This is a genomic window from Streptomyces cucumeris, from assembly GCF_024295805.1.
Classification (GTDB): Bacteria; Actinomycetota; Actinomycetes; order Streptomycetales; family Streptomycetaceae; genus Streptomyces; species Streptomyces cucumeris.
The window spans coordinates 41,370-53,831 of the sequence record NZ_JANCLX010000043.1 but is presented as its reverse complement, the minus strand read 5'-3'; the positions used below and the strand labels follow the sequence as shown (position 1 = coordinate 53,831).

Sequence of the window (12,462 nt, the reverse complement as noted above, 5' to 3'; positions counted from 1 at the left end):
TCCACCGTGGGGGTGTGGACGTGCCGCTCGCCATGTCCATGATCCACATGCTGCAATGGTGGACGTGCCAGCGCATCCGAACCGCCCGGAGAACCCACGCCGCAAACCACTCGCCCCGCTCCCCGGCCAGCTCTCCGGCCCGGTGCGGGAATTCGTGACCGCACTACGTCATATGCATGGCGAACTCGGCCTGAGTCTGAGCGAGTTGGAGCGCAGACTGCCCGCCAGCCGCTCCTCGCTCTCCCGCTACCTCCGTGGACAGAGCCTTCCCGACGAACGCCTCCTGGTCCAGTGGGGAAAGCTCTCGTTCACCGCCGAGGACCGGCTGCCCGAACTGGTGGCGCTGCTGCACCGGGCCAACGAGGCCGGCCCGGCCGACGGCGGTGCCGCCGCGACGGCAGGGACCGCAGCGCCCGCCCAGGACACCGGCCGGCCGGAGGGCGGGTCACCCTCCCCATCGCCGCGCGGACGGACGCGGCTGGTTCTCGCGGCCGTCGGCACGGTCGCGGTCATCGCCGCGGCCACGGTCACCACCCTGGCCCTGCGCTCCTCCGGCGACGGCTCCTCCGACCGGCCCGCCACGACGAAGGGCAGCGCCCGGATCACCGTCCACAACGCCGAACGGGACTGCCGGACCCAGCGCACCCGCTACTGCGCGCTGGGCCTGGCCGAGGACCCGTACCTCGCCTACCGCCCGTCGAACATCGTGGACCGGGTCTGGCACGGCGACGTACTGCGCGCCGACTGCCGGATCGCCAACGGGGTCACGGTGACCGACGAGGCGGGCGGGCACAGCAGTATGTGGTTCCGGGTCAGCAAGGACGGCGAACGGGTGTGGATCCCGGCCATCCGGATCCGGGCCGACCAGGTGCAGTACACCAAGCTGCCCAACTGCCCCGGCTGACCGCCGCCGACCGGCCTCCCGTCAGGCGGGCTCGTCCATCCCGGCGAGCACCAGGGGGAGCCGTACCGCACCGCCCTCGGCGATCCGCACCGGAACGCCCCAGTCCTGCTGGTGCACATGGCAGGCCGGGTACTCGTTGGCGGGGTCGTCGTCGCAGGACGCGGCCATCGCCGAGACATGCAGCACGCCCTCGGTCACCCCGTCCGCCAGCACCAGGTCCCGGCCGAGGTCGGTACCCGCGCCATCGCCCCCGGCCAGCAGTCCGGGCGGGGTCGCGGAGACCAGCAGCCGGGTGGAGGGGCCGTAGCGGGTGTCCAGCTTCTGTCCCGTGGGCGCCTGGAAGACCACGTCCAGCCGGAGCGTGCCCGGGGCGATCTCGGTGGCCGCGCGCTGGGTGCGGTGCGCCATCGCCTCCACCCGTACGGCCTCCTCGGGCAGCCGCAGCCGGGTCAGCCGGTGCCGGGCCGACTCCACCACCACGATGTCCCGGTCCGCCAGCACCGCGCCGGACGGTTCGCGCAGATCGGTGGCGAGCGTGCTGACCTCGTCGGTGGCCGGGTCATAGCGGCGCAGCGCGTGGTTGTAGGTGTCGGCGATCGCGACGGAGCCGTCGGGCAGCGCGGTGACACCCAGCGGGTGCTGGAGCAGCGCCTGCGCGGCCGGCCCGTCCCGGTGGCCGAAGTCGAAGAGACCGGTGCCCACGGCCGTGCGGACGGCGAAGCCGTCGCCGTCCCGCTCCACCCAGCGGAGCGCGGAGGTCTCGGAGTCGGCGACCCACAGCCGGTCCCCGGCCGCGGCGAGCCCGGAGGGCTGGGCGAACCACGCCTCCCCGGCGGGCCCGTCGACCAGGCCCTCGTTGGTGGTCCCGGCGGCGGCTCCGACCGTCCCGGCCTCCGGGTCGTAGGTCCACAGCTGGTGGACACCGGCCATGGCGATCCACAGCCGGCCGGCGAACCAGGCCAGGTCCCACGGCGAGGACAGGTCCACCTCACGGGCGGGACCCCCGTCGGGCGAGCCCTGCCACCACTGGCGGCCGGTTCCGGCGAGGGTGGTGGTCTCCCCGGTGGCGGGGTCGAAGCGGCGCAGCGCGTGGTTGACCGTGTCGGCGACGGCGACCGTGCCGTCGGGCAGCGCCGCGAGCCCCTGGGGTTCGCTGAAGCGGGCCCGCTCCGGGGCGCCGTCGGCCAGCCCGCGGGTGCCGTCACCGATCCGGCGCACCACGGTCTCGCCGTCCGCAGCCAGCTCCACGAGCTGGTGCCGGGTGGTGTCGGAGACCAGGAAGGTGCCGCCGGGCAGCGGGAGGGCCTTGCCGGGGAAGCGCAGCTCGGTGGGGACGGGCTCGGGGGGTACGTACGGCCCGTCGCCGCGGCGCAGTGTGCCCTTGGCCTCGTGCTCCGCCTCCAGCTCCGCCACCAGGGCCTCGATGGCGTGGGCATGGCCCTCGCCCGCGTGCTGGGCGACCACATAGCCCTCGGGGTCGATGACGACGAGGGTGGGCCAGGCGCGCACCGCGTACTGCTTCCAGGTGGCGAGCTCGGGGTCGTCGAGGACGGGGTGGTGCACGCCGTAGCGCTCGACGGCGTCCACGACCGCCTGGTGTTCGGCCTCGTGGACGAACTTCGGCGAGTGCACCCCGATGATCACGACGGTGTCGCGGTGCTTCTCCTCCAGCTCGCGCAGCTCGTCCAGGACGTGCAGACAGTTCACACAGCAGAACGTCCAGAAGTCCAGGATCACGATGCGCCCCCGCAGATCCGCGAGGGTGAGGTCATTACCGCCGGTGTTGAGCCAGCCGCCCCCGCCGATCAGCTCGGGGGCGCGGACGCGTGCACGTGGAGCCATATCCCCATCAAACATCAGCCCCCGGGGCCGGCATTCCCCCGGGGCCGGGCGGCGGGTCCGGGCAGCCCCAGCCTGCGGTCGCGGAGCACCGGGAGATCGGTGCGGACCTGGTCGACCCGGCCCAGGTCCAGCTCGACGGTGAGCACTTCCTCGGCGGTCCCCGCCTCGGCGACCACTTCGCCCCAGGGGTCCACGACGATGCTGTGCCCGGCCTGCTCCACCCCGGCGTGGGTGCCGGTGGAGCAGCAGCCCAGGACGTACGCCTGGTTCTCCACGGCGCGGGCGCGGTTCAGCAGCCGCCAGTGCTCGCGGCGGCGGGCGGGCCATCCGGCCGGGATCACCAGGACCTTCGCCCCGGCCTCGGTCAGCAGCCGGAAGAGCTCGGGGAACCGGAGGTCGTAGCAGATGGCCAGGCCCAGGGTGGCGTCCCGCGGGCCGGTGGTGACGATGTCCTGGCCCGCGCCCATCATCACGGCCTCGCCCTCGTCGAAGCCGAAGAGGTGGATCTTGCGGTAGGTGCTCACCAGGGCGCCGTCGGGCGAGAAGACCAGGGCGGTGTTGTAGAGGGTGCCGTCGGGGGCGCGTTCGACGAGGGAGCCCGCGTGCAGCCAGACCCCGGCGTCCCGGGCGGCGGCGGCCATGGCGCGTGCGGTGGGGCCGTCCAGCGGTTCGGCGCCGCTGACGAAGGAGTCGTAGGCGAAGGCCCCGAGCGTCCACAGTTCGGGCAGCACCACCAGATCGGAGCCGCCCTGGGCGCGGACGGTGTCCGCGGCGCGGTCACGGCGGCTTTCGGGGGACTCGTCCGGGTCTACGCGGATCTGGACCAAAGAGGCTCGCACACTACCACCGCTCCCAGCGTTGGAGACCGTCAACCGGGCCTACGATCGGACCCGAAAGCACTGCCCCGGCACTCGCGGGCAGCGTAACTTGAAGCCACACACCAGCACCCAGCCCGCGCACCAACCGCCCGAGGGGTCCCGTGACCGTCCATTCCAGCCTTCAGACCTCCATCGACGCCTGGACCCATTCCATCGACGCTATATCGGAGTTGGTGAATCCGCTCGCCGAGAAGGAGTGGAACCGCCGCACCGAGTGCCCGGGGTGGTCGGTGAGGGACGTCGTCTCGCATGTGATCGGACTCGAGTGCGAGATGCTCGGCGACCCCCGCCCCATCCACACGCTGCCGCGCGACCTGTACCACGTCACCAACGAGATGTCGCGGTACATGGAGGTCCAGGTCGACGTCCGGCGCTGCCACACGGCGCCCGAGATGACGTCCGAGCTGGAGTACACCGTCATCCGGCGGTCCCGTCAGCTGCGGAACGAGAAGCGGGAGCCGGACACCGTGGTGCGCGTCCCCGGCTTCCCCGACATGACCCTCGAAGCGGCCCTGGCGCGGCGGGCGTTCGACGTCTGGGTGCATGAGCAGGACCTGCGGCGGGCGCTGGGCCGGCCCGGCAACCTGGACTCCCCCGGTGCCCTGATCGCCCGGGACACCCTGCTGTCCGGGCTGCCGAAGGTGGTCGCCAAGGACGCGGGCGCCGCGCCCCATTCGGCGGTGGTCTTCGATGTGCACGGTCCGCTGGAGTTCATGCGGACCGTCCGGGTGGACGCGGACGGCAAGGGCACCATCGACGGCAGTGTCTCGCTCGGCCCGACCGTGACGCTCACCCTGGACTGGGAGACCTATCTGCGGCTGGGCTGCGGGCGGGTGCGGCCCGAGGCGGTCACCGAGCGGGTGAAGGTCGAGGGGGACCAGCAGCTCGCCGAGGCGATCCTCGACCACTTCGCCCTCACGCCGTAGCCCCTCCGGACGGCCGGACCCCGGCGGGCGGCCGTCACGCCGGTACGTGCACCGCCTCGACGCGGCTCGCCACGACGCGTTCGCGCTCCCGGCGGTGCGCGCGCCCGCGCAGCCGCAGCACCTGGGAGACGCCCAGCGCCTGGAGGACGAAGACCGAGGCGAACGCGATCCGGAAGTTGTCGCCGGTGAGGTCCAGCAGCACCCCGACGGCCAGCAGCGTGGTCATGGAGGCCGTGAAGCCGCCCATGTTGACGATGCCGGAGGCGGTCCCCATCCGCTCCGGCGGGTTGGCCGGGCGGGCGAAGTCGAAGCCGATCATCGACGCCGGACCGCAGGAGCCGAGCACCACGCACAGGGTGATCAGCAGCCACAGCGGGGCGTGCGCGGACGGCCAGGCCAGCACCGAGCCCCACAGCAGGGCGGTGGTGGTGACGGTGCCGAGCGCCAGCGGGGCGCGGGCGGCGTGGTGGCGGGCGATGACCTGACCGTAGATCAGGCCGATCACCATGTTGGAGAGCACCACCAGGGTCAGCAGCTCACCCGCCGTGCCGCGGGACAGCCCCTCGGCCTCGACCAGGAACGGCATCCCCCACAGCAGCAGGAAGACCATGGCCGGGAACTGGGTCGTGAAGTGGACCCACATACCCAGCCGGGTGCCGGGCTCCCGCCAGGCGGCGGCGATCTGACGGCGGACGAAGCCCTTGCCGCCGTGCGGCGCGGCGACCGGTTCGTACCCCTCGGGGTGGTCCTTGAGGAACACCAGCACCAGGACGAGCACGACCAGTCCGCCGACCGCGCTGCCCGCGAAGGTCGGGGTCCAGCCCGCGTCGTGCAGGGCCCGGGCGATCACCAGGGTGGAGATCAGGTTCCCGGCCATCCCGATCAGCGCCGCCACCTGGCCGATCAGCGGTCCGCGCCGGGCCGGGAACCAGCGCGAGCCCAGCCGCAGCACGCTGATGAAGGTCATCGCGTCCCCGCAGCCGAGCAGCGCCCGCGCCCCCAGCGCCATCGGGTACGAGTGGGAGAGCGCGAAGGCGAACTGCCCGGTGGTGAACAGCGTGGCGCCGAGCGCCAGCACGGTACGGGTGCCGAGCCGGTCCACCAGCAGCCCCACGGGTATCTGCATCCCGGCGTAGACCAGGAGCTGGAGGATGGAGAAGGTGGACAGCGCCGAGGCGTTGACGTGGAAGCGCTCGGCGGCGTCGATACCCGCCACCCCGAGGCTGGTGCGATAGGTGATGGCGATGAAGTAGACGCCGACGCCGAGACCCCACACGGCGACGGCGCGGCGCCCTCCGGGTGGGTCCCCGGGCAACCGGGGGGTGGTCATCGGGCCTCACCCCGCGCCAGGTTGTTCACCCAGCTGATGTGGCGCTGCACGGTGGCGGAGGCCGAGCGCGTGTCCCCGGCGCGCAGGGCGGTCAGGATCTCGGTGTGCTCGGTGATGTTCTTGGCGATGCGGTCCGGCTCGGCGTGCATGGTGGCGACCCCCATCCGCAGCTGCCGGTCGCGCAGCTGGTCGTAGAGCTGGGCCAGGATGCCGTTCCCGGCGGCCCGGACGATCTCGGCGTGGAAGCAGCGGTCGGCGACCGCGAACGCGGCGAGGTCCCCCGCCACCGCATGCCCCTTCTGCTCCTCCAGCAGCTCCTCCAGCCGCCGCAGCAACGGCTCCCCGGCGGGCACCACCTTGGCGACCGCGTGCTGCTCGACCAGCAGCCGGGTCTCCACCACGTCCGCGATCTCCTGCGCGGAGACCGGCAGCACCAGGGCGCCCTTCTTGGGGTAGAGCTTCAGCAGCCCCTCCGCCTCCAGCCGCAGCAGCGCCTCCCGCACCGGCGTCCGCGACACCCCGACGGCCTCGGCCAGCTCCCCCTCGCTCAGCAGCGTCCCGCCCTCGTAACGGCGGTCGAGAACGGCCTGTTTGACGTGGATGTAGACGCGCTCGGCGGCGGGCGGCGGCTTGATGGCCGTGTCAGTGGGACTCATGATGCGCACATCATAGATACATCAGGTATGCACACGGATCCCCCGTCCGCGATACGGACGCCGCGGGCACCCGTGACAACGCCACGGCCCGCCTGCGCGGGCAGGCGGGCCGTGGCGGTGAAGCGGGGTCAGCCCAGGTTCAGCCCCAGGTGATGAGGCGCTTGGGGCGCTCCAGGATGGCCGCCACGTCGGCGAGGACACGGGAGCCGAGCTCGCCGTCGACCAGACGGTGGTCGAAGGAGAGCGCGAGGGTGGTGACCTGGCGCGGCTTCACCTCGCCCTTGTGGACCCACGGCTGGAGCTTGACGGCGCCGAAGGCGAGGATCGCCGACTCCCCGGGGTTGAGGATCGGGGTGCCGGTGTCCACGCCGAAGACGCCGACGTTGGTGATGGTCACCGTGCCGCCGGACATCGCGGCCGGGCTGGTCTTGCCGTCACGGGCGGTGGCGACCAGCTCACCCAGGGCGGACGCCAGTTCGGGCAGGGTCTTGGCGCCCGCGTCCTTGATGTTCGGGACGATCAGACCGCGCGGGGTGGCCGCCGCGATGCCCAGGTTCACATAGTCCTTGTAGACGATCTCCTGGTTCGCCTCGTCCCAGGAGGCGTTGATGTCCGGGTTGCGCTTGATGGCCACCAGCAGGGCCCTGGCCACCAGCAGCAGCGGGTTGACCCGCACCCCGGCCATGTCCGGGTCCTGCTTGAGGTCGGCGACCAGCTTCATGGTGCGGGTGACGTCGACGGTCACGAACTCCGTCACATGCGGCGCGGTGAAGGCGCTGCTGACCATGGCCTGCGCGGTGGCCTTCCGGACGCCCTTGATGGGCACCCGGCGCTCCCGGGCCCCGGGGGCCACGGCCACGGCCTCGGCGGCGGCGGGGACGGCGGTGGGCGCCTCGGCCGCGGGCACGGCCTGGGCCGCCGCGTGGACGTCCTCGCGGGTGATGATCCCGTCAGGACCGGTCGGGGTGATCGAGGCCAGGTCGATGCCCAGGTCCTTGGCCAGCTTGCGGACCGGGGGCTTGGCCAGCGGACGGGCCGCGCCGATCCGGCCGTGCCCGTTGAGCTCGGGCTCGACCGGCGCGGGCGCCGGGGCCTGGGCCCTGGGCGCGGGAGCCGGCGCGGCGGCCGGGGCCGCGGGCGCGGTGCGCGGCTGCTGCCCCGGCACCGGCTTGCGCGGACGGCGCTTGGTGGAGGCGGGCGCCGCACCGTAGCCGACCAGGTTGGCCTGGCGGCCCTCCGGTTCGGCGGGCTCGGCGGCGGATGCGGCGGGCGCGGCGGCGGGCGCGGGCGCGTCACCGGCGCCCGGCTGGGTGTCCACCGAGATGATCACGGTGCCCACGTCCACCGTGGTGCCCTCGCCGAAGCGCAGTTCATGCACCACCCCGTCGAAGGGGATGGGCAGCTCCACGGCGGCCTTGGCGGTCTCGACCTCGCACACCACCTGGCCGTCCGAGACGGTGTCGCCCGGGGCCACGAACCACTTGAGGATCTCGGCCTCGGTGAGCCCCTCGCCCACGTCGGGCATCTTGAACTCACGGAAGCGCTGTTCGACTGCGGTCATCGTCACGATCTCCTCAAGCCCTTCAGTACGCCAACGCACGGTCTACGGCGTCGAGCACCCGGTCAAGCCCCGGCAGGTACTCGTCCTCGAGCCGCGACGGCGGGTACGGCGCGTGGAAGCCGCCGACCCGCAACACCGGAGCCTCAAGGTGATAGAAGCACCTCTCGGTGATCCGTGCGGCGATCTCCGCACCCGTGCCCAGGAAGACCGGTGCCTCGTGGACCACGACCAGGCGTCCCGTCCGCTCGACGGAGCCCTGGAGGGTGTCGAAGTCGATCGGGGACATCGACCGCAGGTCCACGACCTCGACCGACTTGCCCTCCTCGGCGGCGGCCGCGGCGGCGTCCAGGCACACCTTCACCATCGGGCCGTAGGCCGCCAGGGTGAGGTCGGTGCCCGGCCGCGCCACCCGGGCGGCGTGCAGCGGGGCGGGGATCGCCGAGGTGTCGACCTCGGACTTGTCGTGGTAGCGGCGCTTGGGCTCGAAGTAGATCACCGGGTCGTCGCTGCCGATGGCCTGCTGGAGCATCCAGTAGGCGTCGGAGGCGTTGGACGGCGAGATCACCTTCAACCCGGCGACATGCGCGAACAGCGCCTCGGGCGATTCGCTGTGGTGCTCCACCGCACCGATGCCACCGCCGTACGGAATGCGGATGACGACCGGCATCTTGACCTTGCCGAGCGAGCGCGCGTGCATCTTGGCGAGCTGCGTGACGATCTGGTCGTAGGCGGGAAAGACGAATCCGTCGAACTGGATCTCCACCACCGGGCGGTAGCCGCGCAGCGCCAGACCGATCGCGGTGCCGACGATGCCGGACTCGGCGAGCGGGGTGTCGATCACCCGGTCCTCGCCGAAGTCCTTCTGGAGCCCGTCGGTGACCCGGAAGACGCCTCCCAGCTTGCCGACGTCCTCACCCATGATGAGGACCTTGGGGTCGTTCTCGAGCGCGGTGCGCAGCGACGCGTTGATCGCCTTGGAGAGCGACATCTTCTCGGCTGCCATGTCAGATGCCTTCCTCAGCGGTGACGAACGAAGCCTGGTACGCGGCGAACTGGGCCCGCTCCTCGTCGACCAGGGCGTGGCCGTCGGCGTAGGTGTGCTCGAACATGGCCAGGTCGTCGGGGTCCGGCATGGCACGTACCGCGTCACGAACCCGCTTGGCCAGTGCGTCGCTCTCCCGCTCCAGACCGGCGAAGAACTCCTCGTCGGCCAGTCCCTGCTTGGTCAGGTAGGTGTGCAGCCGCAGGATCGGGTCCTTGGTCTCCCACAGCTCGCGCTCCTCGGCCGAGCGGTAGCGCGTCGGGTCGTCGGAGGTGGTGTGGGCGCCCATGCGGTAGGTGAACGCCTCGATGAGCATCGGGCCCTGGCCGGTGCGGGCCCGCTCCAGGGCGGCCCGGGTGACGGCGAGACAGGCCAGCACGTCATTGCCGTCCACCCGGACGCCGGGGAAGCCGAAGCCCTGGGCGCGCTGGTAGAGCGGCACCCGGGTCTGGCGCTCGGTCGGCTCGGAGATGGCCCACTGGTTGTTCTGGCAGAAGAAGACGACCGGGGCGTTGTAGACCGCGGAGAAGGTGAAGGACTCGGCCACGTCGCCCTGGCTGGAGGCACCGTCACCGAAGTAGGCGATCACCGCGGAATCGGCGCCGTCCTTGGCGATGCCCATCGCGTAGCCCGTGGCGTGCAGCGTCTGGGACCCGATGACGATGGTGTAGAGGTGGAAGTTGTTGCTGTTGGGATCCCAGCCGCCGTGGTTCACCCCGCGGAACATCCCCAGCAGATTGGTCGGGTCGACACCCCGGCACCAGGCCACACCGTGTTCGCGATACGTGGGAAAGACGTAGTCGGAGTCGTTGAGTGCCCGGCCGGAGCCGATCTGCGCCGCCTCCTGGCCCAGCAGCGAGGCCCACAGGCCCAGCTCGCCCTGGCGCTGCAGGGTGGTGGCCTCGGCGTCGAACCGGCGCGTGAGCACCATGTCGCGGTAGAGGCCGCGCAGCTCGTCGGGGGTGAGGTCGATGGAGTACTCGGGGTGTTCGACCCGCTCGCCCTCGGGGGTCAGCAGCTGTACGAGATCGGTCTGGCCCGCCGCCTTCTTCTTGGCGTTCCCCGCACTCGTGCGCTTGGCTCCGCTGCGGCGCGGCTTGCGCGCGGCAGTGCTCTCCACGGTCACGTTGCTCCTCCGTCTGTCCGGCCTCCGGGATCCGCCGGCGGCCAGTTGCGGCTCGCCCGTTCATGACGACGGCGCACGGGGTGGGTGCGTCGAAGCCCGACCGGGCGTGACAGGTTTCCCGGCGGCTGGTCCTGCAAAAAGCACGTTACCCAGTGGGTCGCATGTCTGCGAAACCCCACCTGACCTGCAATTTTGCTTGGATTTCCAAGTAAATCGCGCCGATGGGGACACATCCACTGGTCACAGCCCCGCAGTCCGCCGGACAAGCGCACGGTATCCCGCTGGACAAAGGCACGGGAAGAGTTGGTGTGTGAGACTGGATCCGTGCGCGATGAAGGAAAAATCAGGATTTTCCTACTCGACGACCATGAAGTCGTACGGCGCGGCGTCCGGGAGCTCCTCGCGAGCGAGCCGGATATGGAAGTGGTCGGCGAGGCGGGCACCGCGGCCGACGCGCTGGCCCGGATCACGGCCACCCGTCCGGATGTCGCCGTGCTCGACGTCCGGCTGCCGGACCGCAGCGGGGTCGAGGTCTGCCGGGAGATCCGCTCGCGCGACGAGTCCGTCCACTGCATGATGCTCACCTCCTTCGCGGACGACGAGGCGCTGTTCGACGCCATCATGGCGGGCGCCTCCGGATATGTGCTCAAGGACATCCGGGGCGGCGAACTGCTCGCCGCGGTGCGGGACGTGGCCGCGGGCCGCTCCCTGCTGGACCCGGTGGCCACCGCCCGGGTGCTGGACCGGCTGCGCGGCGGTGTCGCCAAGCCCGACGCCCGGCTGGCCTCGCTCACCGAACAGGAGCGCCGGATCCTGCTGCTGATCGGGGAGGGGCTGACCAACCGGGCGATCGGCGAACGGCTCCATCTCGCCGAGAAGACGATCAAAAACTATGTCTCCAGTCTGCTCTCCAAGCTGGGCATGGAGCGCCGCTCGCAGGCCGCCGCCTATGTGGCCCGGATGCAGGCCGAGACCCAGAAGCACTGAGGCCCCGGAGCGCGCCCGCCACCGCGCCCGCCCCTCCCCGCATCGACCCGCCCCCGTGGTACACCTGCGCGCCCGGTCCGTGACGCCGCGTGATCTAACATCTGGCAAGTGCCGCGCTCACATGTCACATCCGCCGAGCCCGCTCCCGACGGGGCGACGCTGAGCGATCTGCTCCGCCGCTACGACGGCACCGGTGAGGCTCTGTCCTGCCGCCCGCTCACCCAGGGACTGCTCAACCGCGGCTACCACCTGACCACCACCCGCGGCCGGTTCTTCCTCAAGCACCACCTGGACGGCGACCGCGCCGCCATCATCCGCCAGCACCGGGCCACCCAGCGGCTGGAGGCGCTCGGCCTGCCCGTCGCCCCGCCCGTCGCCGACGCCCACGGGAACACCGTCGCGGTCATCGGCGGGCGCTGCTACGCCCTGCACCCCTGGGTGGACGGCAGACACCGGGACGGCGGTGAGCTGACCGCCCCCCAGTGCTGGCGGCTCGGCGGACTGCTCGGGGTCGTGCACACCGGTCTGGAGCGGGTGATGCGCGCGCGGGCGCACGATCCGCAGCCCCCGGACCCCTCGGCCGCCCCCGAGGACACCTTCGCCGTCATCGACGAGTTGCTGGCGCTGGTCCGCGGCCACCGTCCGCGCGACACCTTCGACGAGCTGGCCGAGCACCGGCTGGTCGAACGGCGGAGCCTGGTCGAGCGGTACGCCCACCGGCGGCCGGAGGCGTTCCCGGTCACCGGCTGGGTCCATGGCGACTTCCACCCGCTGAACCTGCTCTACCGCGATACGGAACCGGCGGCCATCGTCGACTGGGACCGCCTGGGGGTGCATCCGCGCGCCGAGGAGGCGGTCCGCGCCGCCGCGATCTTCTTCGTACGTCCCGGGGGCACCCTGGAGCTCCCCAAGATCCGCTCCTACGCCCGTGCCTACCGCTGTACGGCGGGCGCGGGGGCGGGCGAGATGGCCGCCGCCGTCCACCGGGTGTGGTGGGAGCGGCTGCATGACTTCTGGATGCTGCGCTGGCGCTACCAGCGTGGGGACCGCCGCGCCGACCATCAGTTCCCGGCCGCCGCGGCGCTGGTGGTGTGGTGGACACGGGAGTACGAGGCGGTCCGGGACGCCTTCTGCGACTGACCCGGCGACCGCCGGGCCGTCCCTGCAGCGGACCGGAAACGCCGGACGGCCGGGGCGCGAGGCCCCGGCC

General features: G+C 72.1%; 11 protein-coding genes. 4 read left to right on the top strand and 7 right to left on the bottom strand.

Annotated elements, in window-relative coordinates; translation table 11 throughout:
* Positions 1–55 precede the first annotated feature (55 nt).
* A complete protein-coding gene (locus NMK44_RS37375) occupies positions 56–904 on the top strand; it encodes a helix-turn-helix domain-containing protein (RefSeq protein ID WP_254751823.1) in 849 nt (282 codons plus the stop codon).
* Positions 905–925: 21 nt separating this feature from the next.
* Here NMK44_RS37375 and NMK44_RS37370 read toward each other — a convergent pair whose 3' ends face one another.
* Together NMK44_RS37370 and NMK44_RS37365 are read right to left on the bottom strand one after the other, a co-directional pair.
* Positions 926–2,746 carry an NHL domain-containing thioredoxin family protein gene (locus tag NMK44_RS37370; protein ID WP_254751821.1) on the bottom strand — a complete coding sequence of 607 codons (1,821 nt, stop codon included), beginning with the start codon at positions 2,744–2,746 and terminating at the stop codon, positions 926–928.
* Positions 2,747–2,760: 14 nt separating this feature from the next.
* Complete coding sequence (locus NMK44_RS37365) at positions 2,761–3,585, bottom strand: carbon-nitrogen family hydrolase (RefSeq protein ID WP_254751819.1); 825 nt, start codon at positions 3,583–3,585, stop codon at positions 2,761–2,763.
* Between the two features lie 140 nt (positions 3,586–3,725).
* On the opposite strand from NMK44_RS37365, the gene NMK44_RS37360 reads away from it, so the two are divergent.
* Positions 3,726–4,550: a maleylpyruvate isomerase family mycothiol-dependent enzyme gene (locus NMK44_RS37360; RefSeq protein ID WP_254751817.1), complete on the top strand. Its 825-nt coding sequence runs from the start codon at positions 3,726–3,728 to the stop codon at positions 4,548–4,550.
* Between the two features lie 34 nt (positions 4,551–4,584).
* Here the strand turns inward: NMK44_RS37360 and NMK44_RS37355 are convergent, their stop codons facing one another.
* From NMK44_RS37355 to pdhA, 5 genes are all read right to left on the bottom strand, one after another.
* Positions 4,585–5,880 (bottom strand): MFS transporter, encoded by a 1,296-nt coding sequence (locus tag NMK44_RS37355; RefSeq protein WP_254751815.1) that lies wholly within the window; start codon positions 5,878–5,880, stop codon positions 4,585–4,587.
* Entirely contained in the window at positions 5,877–6,536 is a 660-nt protein-coding gene (locus NMK44_RS37350) for a GntR family transcriptional regulator (RefSeq protein WP_254751813.1), read from the bottom strand. Before NMK44_RS37350 ends, NMK44_RS37355 begins: the two co-directional genes overlap by 4 nt.
* Before the next feature lie 139 nt (positions 6,537–6,675).
* Positions 6,676–8,097 carry a dihydrolipoamide acetyltransferase family protein gene (locus NMK44_RS37345; protein ID WP_254751812.1) on the bottom strand — a complete coding sequence of 474 codons (1,422 nt, stop codon included), beginning with the start codon at positions 8,095–8,097 and terminating at the stop codon, positions 6,676–6,678.
* Positions 8,098–8,119: 22 nt separating this feature from the next.
* Entirely contained in the window at positions 8,120–9,100 is a 981-nt protein-coding gene (locus NMK44_RS37340) for an alpha-ketoacid dehydrogenase subunit beta (protein WP_254751811.1), read from the bottom strand.
* Between the two features lies 1 nt (position 9,101).
* A complete protein-coding gene (gene pdhA, locus NMK44_RS37335) occupies positions 9,102–10,265 on the bottom strand; it encodes a pyruvate dehydrogenase (acetyl-transferring) E1 component subunit alpha (protein ID WP_254751810.1) in 1,164 nt (387 codons plus the stop codon).
* Between the two features lie 324 nt (positions 10,266–10,589).
* On the opposite strand from pdhA, the gene NMK44_RS37330 reads away from it, so the two are divergent.
* Both NMK44_RS37330 and NMK44_RS37325 read left to right on the top strand, forming a co-directional pair.
* Positions 10,590–11,252: a response regulator gene (locus NMK44_RS37330; protein WP_254751808.1), complete on the top strand. Its 663-nt coding sequence runs from the start codon at positions 10,590–10,592 to the stop codon at positions 11,250–11,252.
* Positions 11,253–11,360: 108 nt separating this feature from the next.
* Positions 11,361–12,392: a phosphotransferase gene (locus NMK44_RS37325; protein ID WP_254751806.1), complete on the top strand. Its 1,032-nt coding sequence runs from the start codon at positions 11,361–11,363 to the stop codon at positions 12,390–12,392.
* Positions 12,393–12,462 lie beyond the last annotated feature (70 nt).